Origin of the sequence: Variovorax sp. E3, from assembly GCF_016082275.1 — a bacterium.
Classification (GTDB): Bacteria; Pseudomonadota; Gammaproteobacteria; order Burkholderiales; family Burkholderiaceae_C; genus Variovorax.
On sequence record NZ_MOWM01000051.1, the window covers coordinates 1 to 19,628 of the forward strand.

General features: G+C 63.9%; 18 protein-coding genes and 4 pseudogenes. 6 read left to right on the top strand and 16 right to left on the bottom strand.

Annotation, left to right across the window (positions count from 1 at the left end; translation table 11 throughout):
- The 5 genes and pseudogenes from BMG07_RS18745 to BMG07_RS18765 form a co-directional block, all read right to left on the bottom strand.
- Window positions 1-546: ABC transporter ATP-binding protein (locus tag BMG07_RS18745; RefSeq protein ID WP_198085830.1), on the bottom strand; the 546-nt coding region annotated here is incomplete at its 3' end.
- 118 nt (window positions 547-664) lie between these two features.
- A pseudogene (locus BMG07_RS18750) lies at window positions 665-952 on the bottom strand (xanthine dehydrogenase family protein molybdopterin-binding subunit); the annotation flags it as partial.
- A 101-nt stretch (window positions 953-1,053) separates the two neighbouring features.
- On the bottom strand, window positions 1,054-1,398 hold the full coding sequence (locus BMG07_RS18755; RefSeq protein ID WP_198085832.1) for a cyclophilin-like fold protein: 345 nt from the start codon (window positions 1,396-1,398) through the stop codon (window positions 1,054-1,056).
- A 187-nt stretch (window positions 1,399-1,585) separates the two neighbouring features.
- Entirely contained in the window at window positions 1,586-2,809 is a 1,224-nt protein-coding gene (locus BMG07_RS18760; protein ID WP_374221298.1) for an MFS transporter, read from the bottom strand.
- Entirely contained in the window at window positions 2,809-3,849 is a 1,041-nt protein-coding gene (locus tag BMG07_RS18765) for an alpha/beta hydrolase (RefSeq protein WP_198085833.1), read from the bottom strand. Before BMG07_RS18765 ends, BMG07_RS18760 begins: the two co-directional genes overlap by 1 nt.
- Window positions 3,850-4,108: 259 nt before the next feature.
- On the opposite strand from BMG07_RS18765, the gene BMG07_RS18770 reads away from it, so the two are divergent.
- Window positions 4,109-4,999, top strand: a complete 891-nt coding sequence (locus tag BMG07_RS18770) for a LysR family transcriptional regulator (RefSeq protein ID WP_198085834.1) — start codon at window positions 4,109-4,111, stop codon at window positions 4,997-4,999.
- On the opposite strand, the gene BMG07_RS44950 is transcribed toward BMG07_RS18770, so the two are convergent.
- The 5 genes and pseudogenes from BMG07_RS44950 to BMG07_RS18795 all read right to left on the bottom strand — a co-directional run bounded on the left by BMG07_RS44950 (window position 4,930) and on the right by BMG07_RS18795 (window position 10,307).
- Window positions 4,930-5,349, bottom strand: coding sequence for a hypothetical protein (locus tag BMG07_RS44950; protein ID WP_198085835.1), 420 nt, complete (start codon window positions 5,347-5,349; stop codon window positions 4,930-4,932). The two genes, BMG07_RS18770 and BMG07_RS44950, sit on opposite strands and share 70 nt — an antisense overlap.
- 357 nt (window positions 5,350-5,706) lie before the next feature.
- Entirely contained in the window at window positions 5,707-6,354 is a 648-nt protein-coding gene (rraA, locus tag BMG07_RS18780) for a ribonuclease E activity regulator RraA (protein WP_198085836.1), read from the bottom strand.
- Between the two features lies 1 nt (window position 6,355).
- Window positions 6,356-7,323 (bottom strand): annotated as a pseudogene (locus BMG07_RS18785) (tripartite tricarboxylate transporter substrate binding protein).
- Window positions 7,324-7,351: 28 nt separating this feature from the next.
- Window positions 7,352-9,340: an aconitase family protein gene (locus BMG07_RS18790; protein ID WP_198085837.1), complete on the bottom strand. Its 1,989-nt coding sequence runs from the start codon at window positions 9,338-9,340 to the stop codon at window positions 7,352-7,354.
- Window positions 9,341-9,419: 79 nt separating this feature from the next.
- Complete coding sequence (locus tag BMG07_RS18795; protein ID WP_269759150.1) at window positions 9,420-10,307, bottom strand: LysR substrate-binding domain-containing protein; 888 nt, start codon at window positions 10,305-10,307, stop codon at window positions 9,420-9,422.
- A gap of 99 nt (window positions 10,308-10,406) precedes the next feature.
- On the opposite strand from BMG07_RS18795, the pseudogene BMG07_RS18800 reads away from it, so the two are divergent.
- Window positions 10,407-10,598: pseudogene (locus tag BMG07_RS18800) on the top strand (IS3 family transposase); the annotation flags it as partial.
- Window positions 10,599-10,648: 50 nt separating this feature from the next.
- Here the strand turns inward: BMG07_RS18800 and BMG07_RS18805 are convergent.
- The 4 genes from BMG07_RS18805 to BMG07_RS18820 all read right to left on the bottom strand — a co-directional run bounded on the left by BMG07_RS18805 (window position 10,649) and on the right by BMG07_RS18820 (window position 13,656).
- Window positions 10,649-11,077 carry a DNA-binding transcriptional regulator gene (locus tag BMG07_RS18805; RefSeq protein ID WP_198085839.1) on the bottom strand — a complete coding sequence of 143 codons (429 nt, stop codon included), beginning with the start codon at window positions 11,075-11,077 and terminating at the stop codon, window positions 10,649-10,651.
- Window positions 11,078-11,409: 332 nt separating this feature from the next.
- Window positions 11,410-12,261, bottom strand: coding sequence for a nucleotidyl transferase AbiEii/AbiGii toxin family protein (locus BMG07_RS18810; RefSeq protein ID WP_198085840.1), 852 nt, complete (start codon window positions 12,259-12,261; stop codon window positions 11,410-11,412).
- On the bottom strand, window positions 12,261-13,010 hold the full coding sequence (locus tag BMG07_RS18815) for a hypothetical protein (RefSeq protein ID WP_269759151.1): 750 nt from the start codon (window positions 13,008-13,010) through the stop codon (window positions 12,261-12,263). Before BMG07_RS18815 ends, BMG07_RS18810 begins: the two co-directional genes overlap by 1 nt.
- Before the next feature lie 328 nt (window positions 13,011-13,338).
- Entirely contained in the window at window positions 13,339-13,656 is a 318-nt protein-coding gene (locus tag BMG07_RS18820; RefSeq protein WP_198085842.1) for a hypothetical protein, read from the bottom strand.
- Between BMG07_RS18820 and BMG07_RS18825 the strand changes: the two genes are divergently transcribed.
- Complete coding sequence (locus tag BMG07_RS18825) at window positions 13,649-14,191, top strand: LysR substrate-binding domain-containing protein (protein WP_198085843.1); 543 nt, start codon at window positions 13,649-13,651, stop codon at window positions 14,189-14,191. The two genes, BMG07_RS18820 and BMG07_RS18825, sit on opposite strands and share 8 nt — an antisense overlap.
- Window positions 14,192-14,376: 185 nt before the next feature.
- On the opposite strand, the pseudogene ggt reads toward BMG07_RS18825, so the two are convergent.
- Window positions 14,377-16,169 (bottom strand): annotated as a pseudogene (gene ggt / locus BMG07_RS18830) (gamma-glutamyltransferase).
- A 274-nt stretch (window positions 16,170-16,443) separates the two neighbouring features.
- Between ggt and BMG07_RS18835 the strand changes: the two are divergent.
- From BMG07_RS18835 to BMG07_RS18845, 3 genes are all read left to right on the top strand, one after another.
- Window positions 16,444-16,875 carry a VOC family protein gene (locus BMG07_RS18835; protein WP_198085844.1) on the top strand — a complete coding sequence of 144 codons (432 nt, stop codon included), beginning with the start codon at window positions 16,444-16,446 and terminating at the stop codon, window positions 16,873-16,875.
- A gap of 9 nt (window positions 16,876-16,884) precedes the next feature.
- A complete protein-coding gene (locus BMG07_RS18840; protein WP_374221299.1) occupies window positions 16,885-17,793 on the top strand; it encodes an amino acid ABC transporter substrate-binding protein in 909 nt (302 codons plus the stop codon).
- Window positions 17,794-17,860: 67 nt separating this feature from the next.
- On the top strand, window positions 17,861-18,613 hold the full coding sequence (locus tag BMG07_RS18845; RefSeq protein WP_269759153.1) for a gamma-glutamyl-gamma-aminobutyrate hydrolase family protein: 753 nt from the start codon (window positions 17,861-17,863) through the stop codon (window positions 18,611-18,613).
- Here the strand turns inward: BMG07_RS18845 and BMG07_RS18850 are convergent.
- Window positions 18,610-19,548, bottom strand: coding sequence for a LysR substrate-binding domain-containing protein (locus BMG07_RS18850; protein ID WP_198085865.1), 939 nt, complete (start codon window positions 19,546-19,548; stop codon window positions 18,610-18,612). The two genes, BMG07_RS18845 and BMG07_RS18850, sit on opposite strands and share 4 nt — an antisense overlap.
- Window positions 19,549-19,628 lie beyond the last annotated feature (80 nt).

Genomic DNA, 19,628 nt, shown 5'->3' on the forward strand with positions numbered 1-19,628 from the left:
CTCCCGCAGCTTGCGCACCATGTCCCACATGCCGCGGCGCAACTCCACGTCAACGCCGGCGGTGGGCTCGTCGAGAAAAAGAATCCGGGGTTCATGCGACAGCGCCTTGGCGATCATCACGCGGCGCTTCATGCCGCCCGAAAGCGCCATAATCTTGCTGTCTTTCTTGTCCCACAGGGACAGGTCGCGCAGCACCTTCTCGATATGGGCCGGGCTCGGCGGCAGGCCGAACAGGCCGCGGCTGAAGCTCACCGTGCCCCATACGGTTTCAAAGGCGTCGGTGGCCAATTCCTGGGGCACCAGGCCGATCTTCGTGCGTGCGGCCCGGAAGTCGGTGACGATGTCGTGTCCATCGGCCAGCACCGTGCCTTCGCTGGGGTTGACGATGCCGCAGATGATGCTGATCAGCGTCGTCTTGCCCGCCCCATTGGGCCCGAGCAATGCGAATATCTCCCCCCGGTGGATGTCCAGGTCGATGCGATTGAGCGCTTGAAATCCGGACGCGTAGGTCTTGGAAAGCTGATTGACCGAGACGATAGGCGGCACGGGATCTCTTTGCTGTCTGGATGGGGCTGAAATCTTAACCGCGGGCCGCCGGATCGCGCGGGTGCCCGCGGCCCTGGATGATCTTGCGCAGTCGACTACGCACGCGCTCGACGGGCCGTCACATGAGTTTCTCAGGCGAAATTGGCAGGTCGCGCACGCGCTTGCCGGTCGCATGGAAGATCGCGTTGGCGATCGCCGCCGGGATCCCCACCATGCCGAGCTCGCCCATGCCCTTCACACCCAGGGGATTGACGATGGTGTCGTCTTCCTCGACGAAGATGGTTTCGATGGAATGAATGTCGGCGTTCACGGGCACATGGTAGTGCTGCAGGTTGGCATTCATGATGCGCCCGAAGCGGTGGTCGATCTCGAACGTGCGTCGCGCCTGCCCCACTTCGTCGAGCGCCGGCGTTTCCCGCAGAAGGGCGGCTTCGTCGGCGCCGAGTTCGGCAGGAAGGTCATCTCTGGTTTCGTGGGACATGGACTTTGCTCCGTTGGGTTGTGGGGTCATGGCCGCGCCGAGAACTGAACCCGCAGGCCGCCGCGGCCGAGCGCCTGCGCGAGGCCTGCGGGATCGCTCACCTGCCCCAGACGCGTGTACGAATAGGGCGAGTCGAAGGTCATGTAGAACACGACCACGGTGTTGTCGCCCCACAGCATGAGGTCGCCGCTACGTATCGTTCCCGGACGAATCGGGTGGGCTGGCAGATTCTTTGGCAGGTCGAATTTCTTTTCATTGCCGTTCAAATCGGTCATGTCGAGCGTCAGTGGCAGTCGCGCGACGAACGCCCGTGCAGCCTCGGTGTCGGCCAGGGTGACGGCAAAGCGTCGCCCGCCAGCGGTCATCCACATACCTCTCTCCCGGGCCTTGTCGGTGGCCGCACCGGCCTCCGCGGCTGCGACGACGCGTGCCGCGGATACCGGCTGCTCATCCGCATGACTGCGTCGAGTGCTGCCATGCCGATGAACAAGCCCGCGAGACGCAGACACGAAGTTCGAAAAGCGGCCAAACGCATGGCCGGCGGGTCCTGCGCTACGTTCATGTCGATTCGCCCCCGTCTGCACGCGCCGTCAGGAACACCATGAACGCGCCGAGCAGCAACAAGGCGGCGCTGAACGCGAAGGTGCTCTGGTAGCCGCTGCGGTCGAACAGAACGCCGCCCAGGGTCGAGCCCAGCGCGATGCACAGCTGCACGACGGCGACCATGAGCCCTCCCCCGGCTTCCGCATCGGCGGGCAGCGTTTGCGCGATCCACATCCACCAGCCGACGGGAGCGCCCGTCGCCAGCAAACCCCAGGCGCTCAACAACACCGTGGTGACGGCCGCCGACTCCCCGCCCATCATCAGCGCCACGGCGATCACCGCCATCAGGACGGGGATGATCGCCAACATGAGATACACCCCTTTCCTGAGGAACCACCCGATCACGGTGGCGCCGACGAAACCCGAGATTCCGATCGCCAGCAGGATGAGCGACAAGGAGGAAGCGCCGGCGCGCGTCACGGTCTCCAGGAACGGCCGAAGGTAGGTGAACAGCGCGAACTGACCCATGAAGAAAAGGCCGACCCCCAGCATGCCAAGCCTGACCCGTCGATTCCCGAGAAGTCTGAAGACGCTGCCGGAACCCGCAGCGCGCTGCTGCGCCGGCATGGAGGGAAGGCTGATCCATTGCCACGCAAATGCAATCAGCGCGATCGGCACAAGGCAGAAAAAGGCGCCGCGCCAACCCACCGTTGAACCCAGGCAGCTCCCGATCGGGGCCGCCACGACGGTGGCAAGCGCATTGCCGCCGTTGAAGAGTGCGAGTGCGCGCGGTACTTTCGAAGGCGCTACCAGCTGCATGGCAGTTGCGGCCAACATGGACCAGAACCCGCCGACGACGATGCCGATGAGCGCCCGGCCCGCCATGTACGTCAGGTAGTTCGGGGCGACCCCGACGATGGCGCCGGACAGGCACATCAGGGCTGTCAGAGAAAGCAACAGCGTTTTGCGATTGATCTTGCGGGCGACGGTCGAGATCGACAGACTCGTGAGCACTGCACAAGCACCGGAGATCGCGATGCCCTGTCCGGCCATGCCTTCAGTGACGTGGAGGTCGAAGGCCAACGGCGTCAGCAGACTGACGGGCATGAACTCCGAGGCGATCAGCGCGAAGACGCAAAGCGTCATGGCGAAGACGCCGCCCCAATGGGCGGGCTGCGATCCGTTTCGTTCGTCGAAGGCGGCGCTTGCGCTCGGGCCGCCGATGGTCCGCGCCGTCATCAGGCGCTCGCAGCCACGAGGTGTTGGTTGAAGAAGGACGTGAGCTTGTCGAACGGGATCAGCGCCACGCGGTCGTACAGGTCCACATGGCCGGCGCCCGCAACGACGTACAGCTCCTTCGGCACGGCAGCGCGCTTGTAGGCGTCTTCGCTGAACTCCCTGGAATGCGCCTGGTCACCGGTGATGAAAAGCAACGGCCTCGGCGAGATCGTCTCGATGTCGTTGAACGGGTAGAAGTTCATGAACTTGACGTTGCTGGTCAAGGTCGGCTGCGTGGTGGTCAGCGCCGAGGCGCCCTTTGGCGTGAATTCACCGCGCGGCGTGCGATAGAAATCAAAGAACTCGCGCTGGATGGGATGCGTGTCGGCCGCCAGCTTGAGCACCGTTCCGCCGGTGTATTGGACGGCACCGCCGTTGAACTCGACCTGACGCTGTTCGGCGGCGGCAGCGATGATCTGCTTGCGCTGCTCGACGGTCTGGGAGTGGTTGAGCGCGTCGCGGTTCGCGGCGCCCATGTCGTACATGCTCACCGTGGCGATGGCCTTCATGCGCGGATCGATCTTCGCCGCACTGATGACGAAGCTGCCGCTGCCGCATACGCCGATGGCGCCGATCCGGTTCTTGTCGACGAACGCCTGGCTGCCGAGGAAATCGACCGCGGCGCTGAAGCTCTCGGCGTACATGTCGGGCGACACCGCATTGCGCGGCTGACCCTCGCTGCCACCCCAGAACGCGAGGTCCAGCGACATCGTCACGAAGCCCTGTTCCGCCATCTTGGTGGCATACAGGTTGGCACTCTGCTCCTTGACCGCGCCCATGGGGTGTCCCACCACGATGGCGGGGGCCTTGGCCTTGCGGTCGAATGACTTGGGCGTGAAGAGGTTGCCGGCTACGCGCATGCCGTACTGGTTCTCGAACGCGACGGCCTTCGAGATGACCTTGTCGCTGCGGTAGAAGTTGTCAGCGCCCTTCGAGAGGTCGGTGGTGAAGGCCGTATCGGCTGCGAACGCCACCGGGCCGGCCGCGGCAAGAAGCGTCATCCCGGCCACGGACTTCTGAAGGAAGTCGCGACGGTCCGGCTCGGTTGTGGCGGTGCCGTGCGGCAGGGATGCGATGGGATGGTGTGTCTTCAAGGGATCTCCGACGATGCGAGTTCAAATGGGATGGACCAAGTTTGGCGGCGTTGACTCGTCGCGACTAGACGTCCATCGCCGCATGGACTTATGGGTCCCAGGACTGAATGCCGGCGCTCCCGGAGCGCAAATCTAGAATCGGCTACCGATCGGCAAGGGACCTTCCATGGCACGCGACAACATCACCGACATCGTTGCTTTTCTCGCTGTCGCACGCGAGCGCAGCTTCACGCGCGCCGCGGCCAAGCTCGGTATTTCGCAGTCGGCGTTGAGCCACACCGTGCGCGACCTGGAAGCACGACTGGGGGTCCGGCTGTTGACGCGCACGACACGCAGCGTCTCGCCTACTGAAGCGGGCGAACGGCTGATGCAGACGGTCGGCCCGCGCCTGGAGGAGATCGAAGCGGAGATCGCCGCGGTCAGCGACCTGGGCGACAAGCCGATCGGCACGATCCGGATCACGGCCATCGACCACGTGATCGACAACGTGCTGTGGCCGCGTCTGGCGAAAGTGCTGGACCGGTACCCGGACGTGAACGTGGAACTGAACTCCGACTACCGGATGGTCGATGTGGCGGCCGACCGGTTCGACATCGGCGTGCGTTACGGCAACCAGGTGCAGCAGGACATGGTGGCGGTGCGCCTGACGCCCGACATCCGCATGACGATCGTTGGCGCCCCGGCTTACCTGGACGCCCAGCCGATGCCGGCGACCGTGCAGGACCTGTCGCGGCACCGTTGCATCGTGCTGCGCCTGAGTGGCGGAGGGCTCTACGCATGGGAGTTGCGCGACAGGGGCAAGGACGTGCAGGTGAAGGTCGAGGGGCAGGTCATCTTCAACGGTGCGTACCAGATGCTCAACGCCGCGCTGAGCGGGTATGGCCTGGCGTTCCTGCCCGTCGAGATGGCGCAGCCGTACGTGGACGCAGGGAAGCTGCGGCACGTCATGGAAGATTGCTGCCCGCCGTTCCCTGGCCTGCATGCGTACTATCCGAGCCACCGCAACTCCTCGCGCGCGATGAGGGTGGTGATCGAGGCCATTCGCCACCGCGCGTAGCGAGAACGGTCCGGGTGAAAAGCCGTTCGGACCAGGGTGGGGTCAGCCGCCAGCGCCACCAGGAAAGGTGCGCCGTGCGTGGATGCCGGCGTGGGGATCGCATCCTGAAGTGCGCCATCGTGGCGAGTTCCCGGCTCTGCCAGTCGAGGTTGTCGCGCGAACATGGCGCCGAACAGCTTCGTCTGGTTCGCGGCTCCGAGCTCGAGCAGCTCTTGCCCTCGCGCAACGGGCCCTGCTTCACGGCCGAGGACATCCTGCACGCCGCGCTGCTTGCGCGCGTCCACGACCTTCATCGGTTCGCCGAGCGCATTGAGGCTTCGCGGAAATCCGGTGTAGGCATACATCTGCACCAGGGTTTCCTTCGTCTCGCTGAGCGCAAGCCCTGCGTCCAGGCCCCTGGTTCAACGCTTGATTGAGCTTGGGGATGTCGCCCACCGCCGCCGCGGCGGAGATGGGCGCGATGGCCTGGTGCTTTGGCGAGAGCGCCGGCTCGGCGCCCGAACCAGCCCGCGACCCGCTGGTACTTGACGGCGCAGCGGCAGGATTTCTCACACTTCGCAACAAGACCACGGCCCCCGTTGACCTGCCCCTCTTGCCTTGCCATTCACGAAAGGGGAAGTCAGGGGTGTCAAGATGGGCTGACCTCGGTGGTATTTGAGCTGGACCGAGCTGCAAGCCGTGGTGCCTTCCTGGCCGGCTGCGGCGTCTCAGCCATTGCTCGTTGCACTCGTTCCAGAACTTCCGTTGAGGCCCTCGATACAGCCGTTCTGCATGGGCCGGCCCGGCTCGATCAGGATGCGGCGTGCCATGGCGCCGCGCTGCCCGGAATTCTCGATGGCCAAAGCCCTGAGTGAAGCTCTTTCGACCACGACCACGCCATCGAGGTCTGCGCAAAGAAGGTCGCCCGGCTCGAACCGAACTCCTCCGAAACTCAAGGGAACACCGGACTCGCCGGCGCCGGCATCGCGCCCGCGCGGTGGCGCACTCGCTAGCGCGAAGACGGCGAAATCGATGCCGCCCAGCATCTCGACATCGCGCACCGCCCCGTTGATGACGACGCCAGCCCATCCGTTGGCCATTCCCAGGTTCGCCATCTTCTCGCCGAGCAATGCGACCCGGCACGAGCCGCCCCCGTCAACGACAAGCAAGCGGCCCTCGCCAGGCTCGCGCAGCACGTTGCGCAGCAGCGCGGCGTCCTCGAAGACACGCACGCATGCGACGGGCCCGTACGCCGCGCGGCGCTTTCCGAACGACTGCAGCGGTGCCGAGCACACCTGTACCGCGGCGCCCAGCCCGTCGCACAGGTCTGCCGTGCTGCACGGCGCGCCCGGATTGCATGACAGCTCGCTTGGCATGTCAGTCCAGCGTTGCGCCGGATTGCTTCACCAGCTTCTGGTGTTTTGCCATCTCGGACTGGAAGAACGCGGGCGCCCGGTCGGGGCCCGTGTCGAGCAGGGTCAGCCCCTGCGCCGCGAATGCCGCCTGGGCTTCGGCCGAAGCCAGCGCCGCCTTGACGGCGACGTAGTCGGCATCCACCACCGCCTTCGACAGCCCACCGGGGCCGATGAGCGCAATCCAGGCATCGAAGCTGTATTTCGGCACGCCGGCTTCGGCCACGGTCGGCACGTCGGGCAACGCGGCCGAGCGTGCGGGCGTCGACACCGCCAGCGCGCGCAGCGCGCCGCCCTTGACTTGCGGGCCGACCTGCGAGATCGACACGAAGCCCAACTGCACCTGCCCGCCGATGAGGTCGGTGATCAGCGGGCCGGTGCCGCGATAGGGCACGTGTTTCATGTCGATGCCCGTCTCGCTGATGAGCAGTTCGCCCGCAAGATGCAGCGTGCTGCCGTTCCCGGCGGAACCGTAGTTGAGCTTGCCGGGGTTGGCCTTGGCATAGGCCAGCAGTTCCTTCACGTCCTTCACCGGCAGCTTCGGGTTGACCACCAGGACCAGCGGCACGGTGGCGAGCACCGCGATCGGCGTGATGTCCTTCAGGCTGTCGTAGGGAATGGTCTTGTAGATGCCGGGGTTGATGACGTGATTCGACGAAATCATGCCGAGCGTGAGCCCGTCCTTGGGTGCCTTCACGACTTGGCTGGTGCCGGGAATGCCGCCGGCACCTACGAAGTTCTCGACCACGACAGGATGGCCGGTGGCCTTGCCGAAGCCCGGTGCAATGCGCGCGCCACCGCGTCGACGGTGGAGCCCGCGGCAAGCGGGACGATCATGCGCAGCGGCTTATCGGACTGCGCATGCGCGCCAAGACAGCCGAGCGAAAGCAATGCGGCGAGCGCGGCGCGGCGGGTGGTGGTGCGGGGGGTCATGGGTTTGTCTCCTTCTTGTGGGTGGAATTCAGGCGTGCCGCTGCCGCAGGGCCTCGAAGGACACGAGCTCGCCGGCGATGGCGCTGGCGGCGACGGTCGGCGGGCTTGCGAGCCAAACCCGGCCCGGACCGCCGCGGCCGGGAAAGTTGCGGTTGATGGCGCTTACCGTGACCTGGTCGGCGCGGATCGAGCCGCCCGGCCCGCAGTTTCCGCAGGCACCGCAGGACGGCTGCAGCACGCGGGCCCCGACCTTTTCGAACGCGTCCATGTAGCCCTGTGCGATGCAGTGGTCGCGCACGGCCGTCGTGCCGAACTGCAGGAACAGCTGCACGCCCGGTGCAACGCGCAGGCCACGATCGGCGGCCCAGCGCAGCACGGCATGGTAGTGATCGAAATCTTCCCGCTTGCCCGCGGTGCAGGAGCCGCCGTAGGCGATGTCCACGCGCACCGGTTCGCCGACTTCGGCCAGCGGCATGCCGTTGCCGGGGTCGCCGGGGCGCGCCACCATGGGCGGCACCGCGGCGCAATCGACATGCAGCGTGGCCGCGTAGGCGGCGCCTTCGTCGCTGGCCATCCACGGCTCGAGCGTGAAGTCGATGCCGCGCCGTTCGCGCAGGAAGCGAAGCGTCTCCGCGTCGGGCGCGACGATGCCCGTGAAGCCGCCGAGCTCGGCCGTCATGTTGGTGAGCGTGGCGCGCTCGTCGGTCGAGAGGCCGCCGATCGCCGCGCCGCAGAACTCGAACACCTTGCCCACGCCCCCACCCGCACGAATGAACGGCTCGGCCAGCAGGTGCAGCACGATGTCCTTGGCCGTCACGCCAGGCGGCATGGCGCCGTCGAGCACGATGCGCAGCGACTGCGGAACGGTGAGCCGCACCGCGCCCGTGACGAAGGCGTTGGCCATGTCGGTGGTGCCGACGCCGAACGCGACGCAGCCAAGCGCACCGCTGTGCGGGGTGTGCGAATCGGTGCCCACGACCAGTTGGCCCGGCAATGCGTAGTGCTCGGCCACCATGGCATGCGAGATGCCCGCCACGTTGCCGCCGTCGCCCGCCGCAGCCTCGGCTTCGGTCAACGTGCGGTGCGAGCGCAGGCCATAGGCGGCGGCGAAGTCGCGCTGCGCCTGGACCATGCGGTGCACGTTCGGCACCAGTCCGCCGCGCATGTGCGCCGGGCTCTCGTCGACATAGGAGGTGTGATCCTCGAACACCAGGATCGATGCCGGGTCGTGCAGCACGAGCGGCGCGCCGAACGTGGCATGCAGCATGTGCGCCGCCATGCCGGTGTAGTACTCGTGGATGACGCGCCGGTCGGCCCGCACGAACGCGCCGGCACCGGGGGCCGGGTGGGCGTCAGTCAGTTCGGTGACGAGCGCATGGCGCGCCACGATCTTCTCGAACAGCGTTTGCGGGCCGTCGTTTTGCGCGTGCGGTGCGACCGCGATGTCGCGCATGAACCGCTGCCCGAAGCGCAGCAAACCGCCGCTTTTCAGGATCGCGGCAGCCAGGGCGTCGCGGCCGGCCACAAGCTCGTCGACCGCAATCGCCTCGCCGGCCTGGATGCGCGCGACCAGGCCGAAGTCGGTGGATGTGAACAAGCCGATGTTGTCGGCGTTCTGCCGATAGATGCGCTCGAAGCTCTGCGCGATCACCAGCCGAACGCCCGCGAGCTTCTCGGCCGCCGGGCTGTGCTCGCGCGAAGAACCCTTGCCGTAGCGCTTGCCCGCAACGACGACCTCGACCCCGCGCAAGCGGATCGCGTCGGCGCCGATCGGCGTGCGGTCGCCGGCCCGAAAGCCGGTGTACGGATAGCGCCCGAGCTTGTCGTCGTAGTGCGTGAGGATCGGTAGCGGCGTGATCTCGTCGGTCGAGACATCGTCGCGCAGCGCAAGCGCGGCATCGAGCGCGATGCTTTCGCCGAGCAGGCTGCGCGCCACGATGTCGGCTGAGCAACTGAGGAAGAGTACTGCGGGCGCGAACGAGAGTGTCGATGCGCTGGCTGGCGAAGTGGCTGGCATGCCGAATCTTCGCAGCCGCTTGGCGTGCCGGAAAGTGCCGATGCGGCAGAGGGGCTCTCGCAAGAAGCGAGATCCGGATTTACCCCCGCAGCGCCTCGATCAGGGCCGACACGGCGCGCAGCCGCGGCGATTTTCGCAGCGCGAACATGTGAAGCGAACGCACCGCCCACGCCTCGGCCAATGGGCGACGCGAAAAGCGCGGACTGCCGGCGTAGGCAGCCGCCGCGCTTTGCGGGATTACGGCAACGCCAAGTCCGGCCTCCACCATTCGGCACACCGCATCGAAGCTGCTGACCCACACGGTAGGCGCGAACGGCCGGTGCAGCGCAGCGGCGCGCTCGTGCAGCGAACTGTCGAGTGCGCCGCCGTGGTGAACGCCGATCAGCGGATGTTCCAGCACCTGGGCAAACGTCAGCGATTCGAACCGCGCCAGGAAGTGGGCGGCCGGCATCACGACCTGCAACGGGTCGATCGCGAAGGGCCACGACTCGAGCCCCGACGGCAACGGCTGGTCGACACCTACGCCGACGTCGGCGCGGTCGTCAAGGCAAGCGCGCACGACATCGCGCGTGTCCTGCTCCTGCAGCGAGATCGCGACCTGTGGGTACGCCGCCATGAAGGCGCGCAGCCGCTCCGGCAGGAAGCCGATGACGGCCGACATGTTGGCGTGCAGCCGCACCGTTCCGCGCACCGCGTCGCCTTCGGCCTGTACTTCGCGCACCAGGGCCTGCAAGTCGTCATCGATCTGCTCGCCTCGTGCCAGCACCAGGCGCCCTGCGTCGGTGAGTTCGATGCCGCGCGGCGAGCGCACCAGCAGCGTCGTGCCGAAGGCGTGCTCGAGGTCGGCGAGGCGCCGGCTCAATGCCGAGGGTGCGATGCTTTCCAGCGCCGCGCCCCGCACGATGGAGCCGGCGCGCGCGACCGAGACGAAGAGTCGCAGGCTGTAAGCATCGATGCGGCGCGTCAAAGTTTCTCCTGTGGATCGGATGGGCCGGCCCTGCTTTGGCCGAGGGGTGCCGGGATTGTGCTGGCGAACGGCGGGGCCACCAAACGCGAGAATCCGGGCGAACTGTTCCATCCTCGCAATTGGCAGTCCACAACCGCGAGCAGTTCATACAGGCCGTGGGCTCCTACATCCGTTGGTACAACGAACGGCGGATCAAGATCTCCCCGGGGCTCTCACTGCCCCATCGGATACCGAGAGGGTCTCGGACTTGCGGAGGAAAACCAGCCCAAGTTTTTATCCGCGCCCCAATGAAAATGCCCCGCTATCGCGGGGCATCTCGGAGCCGAGCGGCCGGCCGACTTTCAGGCCGCCATGCGGGCTGCGATCTCCCGGGCGTCCCAACCGCGCACTGCAGCCAGGCGCTCGAGTTGCACAGCGCGTGGACGGGCCTTGCCTTGCTCCCAGTGATAGATCGTCTGACCCGAGACCCCGACCAACTGCCCATAGTTCGCCGCGGAAATGCCCACCTTTGCGCGATGCGCGGCCAATCTTGCCGCACTGAAGCGGCGCTTCGTACCCTCTTTTTCCGGCTGCTCCATTTGCTCTGCGCGTCTCGTGCCTTTGGTTACGCTGCGCAGTTCCTTCTCGACGGTGGCCAATTGCCGTCGAAGCTCTGCGATCGACGCCCGGTATGAGGCTGAAGCCTTCTTGAGCGTCTCGATTTCGGAGCGAACCTCCTTGCGAGCGACGCGGGAAATTTCAGCTTTGAGGGTGGATGCGATGTTTGGCATGGGCGCATTGTGCCGGTAGCGAAAGACCGGGGATTCCAGGAGTCCGATAGACCTGCCCGCCGGGCAGATCCAGTTGCGATTTACTCCTGAGCGTCGCCGAAGCCGCGCGAGCCATGTGGCGCGCCGCCCTCCTCCACGCCGAGCACGCCCACAACAGCAGATCGAAGCCGATCACCCGGAAGAACTCTCTGGAGTTGCCGCACGAGCAGGTCAGCGACTTGGCCGGCGCTGGGCCTCCGATCGAAAAGACGCCGGACGAATGACAACATTTCTCCTCCTTGGGCAAGATGCCTCGAAAGCAGTTGTTGACACCACACAGCTAACGCCGCCGGTCACCACGGCAAAGAGTCATACAGCCCGGCGACTCGGCCCATTGCCTCGTCGAATGGCGGGAGGTCGCCGTCCACGTCCGCGGCCAAGTCCTGGTAGCCAGCGCGCGCCATGGAGACGACTTCGTCCGAGTCCATGGAACTGACGTCAGGGACGATGCCTTTGGAACCGCAAGAAGCCACCAAGATCTCATGAATCTTGGCCAGTTCATCGGCGATGAGAGCAGGCCCTGATTCCAGCAGCAGCCAGATGTCGTAGACATCTTGCCGGCGGTTTCTCTTTCGAATGGGCTGCTGAAGCAGCGAGCGCATCTTCTCCGCCAGCACATTGTTCAGAGTGTAGGAATGGATGGTTGCACCGCCATCCAACGCCAACACCTCCACATCGAAAACAGCCTCATTGAAGCTGTAGTCGATTTCCACGACCTGCGCGGAAGTCCCAGCCTCCAAGCGAGCCATCGCCGCGGCATTGCCGCGGTTCGCGAACCCGATCTTCAGAGCCAGACTTTGGTGGGTCCTGTTCTCGCCTTTGGGCTGGACCTTGTAGGACTGCAGACGGCACGCCGTGGCATAGGGAAGTCGATCTTCTGCCGTGACAAGTCCCTCCCGCAGCTCTGCCAAGACCACATCGGCACTTTCTGTCGTGTACTTGTCCTTGGTGGAAAAGTCCAGGTCCCGGGTGAAGCGAGTGCTGTCGTAGCGTATGGCCAGCAGCAACCCGCCCTTCATCACCATCTTGGCACTCAAACTCTGGGAATGGCCAATGCCGTCGAGGATGGTATGCACCGCTTCCCTGAAGCTCTGCTGCCCGGCAGGAGCTTGTGCGACCCATGCATCGATTCCCACTTCATTCATCACTCACCCTCGTCGACTTGCGACCCATCCAATGATGGGACATTGATCGACAGTGCCCACCGTTCCGAGAAAAACGGTGCGTATTCCACTTGCGGATCCAACTTGCGGGAGCCTCCTCGCTGGACCTTGGATGCCCACGCGTTGACCCGCTGGTCGGACAGACCACACACCTCTTCCAGCAAGTAGCCCGCCCGGGCTTGCTCGATCAATGTTCCGTGGTGGCCGACTTCGTCAAGGATGAGCTTGAGATACTTGGCCGCATACTGCCGGTAGGTATCGACGACGTGCTGCATCCCGCCACACAGCTCCGGTTCGCGGAGCATGTCCAAGAAGGTTCGTCCCAGCATGGCGACACGAATGGACGGGGACCTGATGGTCTTGAAGGCACCACGATGCGAGCGACGCATCATCTCCACTCGCGTTCCATCGATGCGTTCGTACTTCTGGAACCTCAATGCCGGCGCCTTCGTCGCGAGGTAGCCGTCCATGCGCTGCTGGAGGTCCTTGCCCATACGCGCAGCCGCTTGCTCTTTCCACTCCCGATCAGGTGGCGTGGACAAGTAAAGGATCTTGGAAAACCGGTCGGAGATACCGTGGTATTCCATGGCACTCAGATGACTGACGTACGCGAATGGGTCGACCGAGCAGGCCACTTCCATCGGCAGCGGCCTGTTTCGGCCGAAGAGATGAAAGACCGTACCGGCCTTGAATTCTTTGGCAGGTGAAATCAAGCTGAACGACAACAGCAAGCGAACAACATCTGTGTATAAAGACAGTGAAATTGACCGGTCCGCTGAGTGAGTCGCGGTCAACACGCCCAGTTCGTACCCCGTCACGACCGGCCGCTCCCACGAGCCTAGTCGCTCTTGGATGGGTCTGATGAGGGCACTCAAGGCCTCGGGTGACGCTTTCTGTTCTTTCACTGTATATAATCCACGTCCTCAGGACGTGGATTATATACAGTGATGCGAAAATTCAAATCCCCCATGTTTGGGAGTGTCTTATGTTGTAAATAAAATGCGTCCTGAGGACGCATTTTATTTACCAACAATTTCATTCCGTCGCGTGGATGAGTGGTCAGCACCCAGCCGCATCTGCTACAGCTCGACGAGCTGAACGCTCATCTGCCGAAAGACTTCGGCATTCCTGAGCTGTCACTGCGCTCACGCACGTCCTGGCTGCCGAATTGAAGGAAGAACTCACGCCCGGCGCCAGTTGCAGCCCATGGTCGGCGCCCGACTTCAGGGTCTCGTAGTAGGCCTCGATGTCCTCGAGCTTGCCACCGGTGCAACACCCGCCATAGGCGATGTCGATCCCCACTTTCTCGGGCAAGTCGGATACGGCTACGCCCTTGCCCGGGTCGCCCGCAAGCGGCGGAGAGGGAAGCGTGCGCATCGTTGCGAGCTTGGCAGCGCTTTGCAGTTCCCTCCTGGCCGATATGGTCACGGTACTGAGAAAACACCGCTCCATCAGGGTGAGCCTGAAGGAGGCCTCGTCGGAGGAAATGGTGAAACAGGTGCGCGAAGGCAGCGCCGATCTTGCCATCTGCTGGGACGCGGCGGATCTGACTGGATCAACAACGCAGCCCTACCGTTGCGATCATGCATGCGCTATCGTTCCACGTGACCACCCGTTGGCACGGCGCAAATCCGTTCGGTTTGTCGAGGTGCTCGCGTACGACTATGTCAGTGCGATGCCGGGAAGCATGATGGAAACCAGGTTGAGACAACACGCGGGAGCCACCGGCATGCCGATGGTCCCCCGGGTCGAGCTTCAAAGCTTCAATGGCGTGGCGGGCGTGGTGGCGGCAGGTCTCGGTGTCAGCGTGCTGCCGCGCGAGGTTGTGGAACCTTTGGCGGGCTCGCTGGCACTGCGAATCGTGCCGCTCGCAGAGGCCTGGAGCACCCGGCAGTTCGTCATATGCTTCTGAGAAGAGCCGTACGTATCGCGTGCAGCCTTGGCGATCGCCTACAGCCTGAAGCAATAGGCATTTGGCTTCGGCCGAATGTCTCCGAAGCCTCGATCGATTCCAGCAAGAACTTCCACGAATGCTGGAACGGTCGAGGCATCCGATTGCCGCGTGGGATCAGCCCACGCGCTTCTTCGCCATTCGAGTCAATGCAGGACTGGAGGGATGACCAGCGCACGCCCGTCCGAACTGCGGGGGTCGGTCACCGCCACCGGCATCTTGTCCACGATCTGAATCGCTTCGATATTCAGCCCGCCGCCCACGCCGTCCTGCAAGATCCAGCCTCGACTGACGAGGTCGGTTTTCACCGAATCCGGGAACTTGCTGGCCTCGTAGAAGATGACGTTGTCCGGCAGCAGCTGATGGTGAAAGCGTGGTTTGGCTTGTGCCACAGCCAAGGGCAATCCATAGTCGAACACGTCCACGAGAACCTGATAGACGCTCGTGAAGATTCGCGAACCCCCCGGCGTTCCCAGCACCAAGCCACACTCCCGTCTTTCGTCGCAATCGTTGGACTCATGGATGAAAGCGGTCGCTTGCCGGGCTGTATCGAGTTTGCATCGGCTCCCACCACGCCATACTGATTCGGCACCCCGGGCTTGGCGGAGAAATCATCCATCTCGTTGTTCAAGAGGAAGCCGGCGCCTTCGACGACGATGCCGCTTCCATACTCGCCATTGAGCGTGTAGGTGTTGGACACGGCGTTGCCCCATTTGTCCACGATGGAGAAGTGCGTCGTCTCCGGCTTCTCGGTGGCCGAACCCGCTGCCGGATAGTCGAATCCCAAACCTGGTTTCACGTCGGCCAAAGGCGTCGGAACGTTCGGATTGACCTCCGCGGCGCGACCGCGAAGATAGTTGTCGTCCAGCAGTTCGGCGATGGGGACCTTATAGAAGCCGGGGTCGCCCAGGTACTGCGCCCGATCTGCAAAGAGGCGCTTTTCCATCTCCGCCGTGAGATGAATATATTGCGCAGAGTTCAGCGGTGCGTTGGCAAACTGCGGAGCCAGAAAGCTCTTCATCTTCAAAAGCTGCCCAATGCCGAAGCCGCCGGAACTTGGAGGTGGAGATGTATAGATCGTGAGTCCGTGCCAGTTGATGGTGACGGGATCCCGCCATACAACCTGGTAGTTCGCGAGATCCGCCTTCGAGATCAAGCCGCGGGTTCGGGACATCTGGTCCACGAGCAGGTCCGCCGTCCGCCCCTTGTAGAACTCGTCTGCACCGTTGTCGCTGATGCGCTGCAAGGTATCGGCGAGTTCCGCTTGCTTGAACAAGCTGCCCTTGATCATCTTGCCGCCGAAATAGTTGTTGAAGTTGATGCGTCTCTCGGTGGAGGTCGCCTCGGCCGTGGTGTAAGCGACGAAACCGTTCCTCGCGTAGTTGATCGCTGGCGCCATCACTTGGCTCCACTTCAGCTTGCCGAACTTCTGATGCACTGCTTGCATTCCCGCGACCGTACCTGGCACGCCTGCAGACAGCGAACCATCCCAGCTCAGCCCCGGGATGACCTCACCCTTGTCGTCGAGGTACATCGTGGGTGTCGCAGCGCCCGGGGCCTTTTCTCTGTAGTCGAGGAAGTAGGGCTTGCCGTCCATATAGACCGTCATGAAGCCGCCGCCGCCGATGTTGCCTGCACCTGGCAAGGTCACCGCCAGCGCAAACGCCACGGCGACGCCGGCATCCACGGCGTTGCCGCCGCTGTCCAGTATCAATTTGGCAGTCTGTGCGCCAAACTGGTCAGGCGCGGAGACAGCTCCGGCTTTCAGCCGAGGCTCCTCGTCTGCGGCCGGAGGGTTGCTTGGCGGCTGCGTTTGCGCGGCCGGGGGAAGCGAGACTCCCCCGCCGCCACCGCCGCCGCCACAACCAGCCAGACCTGCGAGAAGAGCCGAGGCGATAAGCGAACGCCTGCTACTCAATCCAAAGTTCGAAGTGCGCATCGTGATTCCTTAGTTTTTGGTCACGCACCGAATCTAGGGAAAAGGTTCCATTGCTTGCGCAATATTTAATCGTGGTCAGCAACGAGAAAAATCCTGCTCGCGAGGTTTCGAAGAACGGCACGGCGCGATTCGCCACAAGCCTGCTGACCACCGCGCGCCAGCCTGCCAATCAATCGATTTTCTTGTTGCTCAGCAGCGAAATAAATCACTTTCGGTAATTCGATCCCATCCCTAAAGTTGCACCCATTGCAACTCTCCCGATGGGGAAATTTCCATGTCCACCGCAACGACCCGCATTCCATTCCACCTGGCGTTTCCCGTGCGCGACATCGCCGAAGCGCGAGCGTTCTACGGCGAACTTCTCGGCTGTCCGGAAGGCCGCAGTGCGCCGGAATGGGTCGACTTCGATTTCTACGGCCATCAGATCGTGGCCCACCTGGCGCCGGACGAATGCGGCCACCGCCAGAGCAGCGCCGTCGACGGCCACAACGTGCCCGTGCGGCACTTCGGCGCGATCGTGCCCATGGACCAATGGCAGGCCATGGCCGACAAGCTCGTGGCGCGCAAGACCGAGTTCGTGATCGAGCCCTACATCCGCTTCAAGGGCGAGCCCGGCGAGCAGGCGACGATGTTCTTTCTCGACCCCTCGGGCAACGCCATCGAGATGAAGTCCTTCGCGGACCTGAGCTCGCTGTTCGCACGCTGAAGGATCATCATGATCACGAGCAATATGAAGTCCGTGGCATTGGCTGCCATGCTGATCGCCTGCGCGTCCGCTTCGGCCCAGTCCGATACGTTGGGCAAAGTCAAGGAGTCCGGCTCCATCACGATGGGCGTGCGCGATGCCTCGGGCGCCATGTCGTTCACGCTCGGGCCCGGAAAGTACACAGGCTTTCATGTCGAGATCTGTGAGCGAGTCATCGCCGACATCAAGAAAGCGGCGCAGCTCGAGAAGCTGGATGTGAAGTACCAGCTCGTGACGCCGCAGAACCGCATTCCGCTCGTCCAGAACGGCACGGTGGACATCGAGTGCGGAACCACCACCAACAATGCCGCGCGGCAGAAGGACGTTGCATTCGCGCCCACGCTGTATGTCGAAGGCATCCGCATCGCCGTCAAGACGACCTCGGGCATCTCGTCGTCCGCGCAACTGGCTGGCAAGACAGTCGCGGCCACCACCGGCAGCACGTCCGTGCAGGCGCTGCGAAAGCTCGGGCGCGACGGCGTGGCCGGCGTCTCCGAAGTGCTGTCCAAGGACAACAGCGAAGGCTTCCTGCTTCTTGAGGGGGGTCGCGCAGAGGGATTCGTCGCCGACGGCCAGATCCTGGCCACGCTGATCTCCAAGAGCAAGGAGCCCGAGAAGTACAAGCTGCTGGATCAGGTTCTCAGTGTGGAGCCCATCGCGATCATGTTCCGCAAGGGTGATCCGGCATTCAAGAAGGTCGTCGACGACAGCATTCTGGCTCTGGCCAAAAGCGGTGAGGTTTCGCGCATCTACGACAAGTGGTTCATGCAGCCGATCCCTCCCAATGGTTCGAAGGTGGGATTGCCGGCGAACGCGATGACCAAGGCCGCGTGGGCCGCCCCGTCGGACAAGCCGCTGGAGGCTTACGAGGCGCGCTGATGCGAACCATCTCGCCAAGGCAAGGCGTTGCTGCGCCTCGGACGGCATTCATCGTGCGCCACGTGGGATGGCAGGACGCCGGCCTTTTCCGGCCGCGCTCGAACAACGCGGCTATGAGGTCGTGTATGTCGACGCGATGCTGGGCGGTGCGCTGGATCGGCGTGCCGATGCTGCTGATGTCGTGATCGTGCTGGGGGGACCCAACGGGGCGTACGACGAAGGCGCGTTCCCGCCGCTGCAAAGCGAACTCCAGCTGATCGAGCGCCGCCTGAAAGCCGGCCTGCCTCTCCTTGGCATCTGCCTGGGCGCCCAGCTGCTCGCGCGCGTGCTGGGGGCCGAGGTCAAATCGATGGCGCAGCCCGAAATCGGCTTCGGGCCCCTCGTGCTGACCACGAACGGCGCCAACTCCATCATCCGGGACCGGGCCGCTGCAGCCCCTGTGCTGTTCTGGCATCAGGACACTTTCGGGATTCCGCATGGTGCGACTCATCTGGCGAGCTCTCGGTTCTGCGCGAATCAGGCGTTTTGCTATGACAAGCACGTGCTTGCGTTGCAGTTCCACCTGGAGCCCGATCCCAAACGATTTGAAGAATGGTTGGTAGGCAACACCTACCAGCTCAGCCACCTGAAAATCGATGTGCGAACTCTGCGGGAAGATATGCGCCGCAGTGCCGACGCCTTTTCCCGTGCGGGCCATGCTTTCGTGGGCGCCTGGCTCGATTGCATCGAGCAAAAGCGCGGTTTTCTGAACGCTTCCGAAAAGCTTGCGGGGGCCATCCAGCAGCCTTCGCCGGCTAGCGCAATCGAGAGCTCTCTCTAGGACGTGCGCGACCGCCCCCCGGCAGCGGCACGACGAAGTTTCGACACGAGCGGATTGCCAGGCCGCGCCTCGGCAGCATCGCGCAGGTGCTGGGCAAAATGGCCCACGATCGGCGGGCTGACCCTGGGCTTGCGTTGAAGCAGGCCGATCTCCCTGTAGAAGGTGAACTCACCCAGCGATACGACACGCACCCCCACGGGCAGCGGGAGATGCGCCTCGACCAAGGGAACCAGCGCAACACCCAAACCCTTGGAGGCAAGGTGGATCAATCCCGGGATTTCATCGACCTCGATCGCGTCGTTGACCGAGAGTCCCTCGCGGCGAAGAAATCCCTCGACCATCCGCCCGCCGAATGACGCCCTGTCATAGCGCAGGAACGGTTGCTCCTGGATCATGGCGCGCCAGTCCCTCGTCGCGGGCATCGCCTTGGGTACGACGAGCACATAGGGCTCATGGATCAGCGCTTGCCACGTCAGATCGGAAGGCATGCCGAAAGGGGGGCGGATGATCACCGCCGCATCGATCTTGCCGGCGTCAAGGTCATCCATCAGCCGCATCGATACACCGGGCGACACATGGACGCGCACAAGGGGAAACGCTTTGCGCAGGCTCTCGAGCGCTCGCGCGAGCAACGTGGGTTGCGCCGAGGCGATGGAACCTATTCGCAGCAATCCACTGGTCGCACTGTCCTGGGGGAGCTCTCCCAGCTTTGCGAACAACGCACAGATCTCCTCCACACGCGGCAAGGTCGTCTGACCCGCGACGTTCAAGGTGGCGGAGCGCCCGGTGCGATCGAACAAGGCGAAACCCAACGCCTCTTCGAGCCGCTTGATCTGGCTGCTCACCGCGGACTGGGTCAGTCCGATGTGGTCTCCGGCCGCGGCAAAGGTGCCGTGCTTGCACACCGCGATGAAGGTTTTCAGTTCGCTGATCACCCGCAGAGCATCGCAAATATCGATCGTCGGGTCAATCACTCATCGATGAAATTCCACCTGTCGCCAGTGGCCATTCATCG

What these genes read in the sequence shown, in the direction of transcription:
- BMG07_RS18820 (WP_198085842.1), bottom strand. Translation starts at nt 13,656, where the DNA reads ATGCGCACGCTTCCCTCTCCGCCGCTTGCGGGCGACCCGGGCAAGGGC.
- BMG07_RS18755 (WP_198085832.1), bottom strand. Translation starts at nt 1,398, where the DNA reads ATGTGGATGACCGCTGGCGGGCGACGCTTTGCCGTCACCCTGGCCGAC.
- BMG07_RS18835 (WP_198085844.1), top strand. Translation starts at nt 16,444, where the DNA reads ATGTCCACCGCAACGACCCGCATTCCATTCCACCTGGCGTTTCCCGTG.
- BMG07_RS18810 (WP_198085840.1), bottom strand. Translation starts at nt 12,261, where the DNA reads ATGAATGAAGTGGGAATCGATGCATGGGTCGCACAAGCTCCTGCCGGG.
- rraA (WP_198085836.1), bottom strand. Translation starts at nt 6,354, where the DNA reads ATGCCAAGCGAGCTGTCATGCAATCCGGGCGCGCCGTGCAGCACGGCA.
- BMG07_RS18760 (WP_374221298.1), bottom strand. Translation starts at nt 2,809, where the DNA reads ATGACGGCGCGGACCATCGGCGGCCCGAGCGCAAGCGCCGCCTTCGAC.
- BMG07_RS18805 (WP_198085839.1), bottom strand. Translation starts at nt 11,077, where the DNA reads ATGCCAAACATCGCATCCACCCTCAAAGCTGAAATTTCCCGCGTCGCT.
- BMG07_RS18770 (WP_198085834.1), top strand. Translation starts at nt 4,109, where the DNA reads ATGGCACGCGACAACATCACCGACATCGTTGCTTTTCTCGCTGTCGCA.
- BMG07_RS18765 (WP_198085833.1), bottom strand. Translation starts at nt 3,849, where the DNA reads ATGACGCTTCTTGCCGCGGCCGGCCCGGTGGCGTTCGCAGCCGATACG.
- BMG07_RS18840 (WP_374221299.1), top strand. Translation starts at nt 16,885, where the DNA reads ATGATCACGAGCAATATGAAGTCCGTGGCATTGGCTGCCATGCTGATC.
- BMG07_RS18845 (WP_269759153.1), top strand. Translation starts at nt 17,861, where the DNA reads ATGGCAGGACGCCGGCCTTTTCCGGCCGCGCTCGAACAACGCGGCTAT.
- BMG07_RS18790 (WP_198085837.1), bottom strand. Translation starts at nt 9,340, where the DNA reads ATGCCAGCCACTTCGCCAGCCAGCGCATCGACACTCTCGTTCGCGCCC.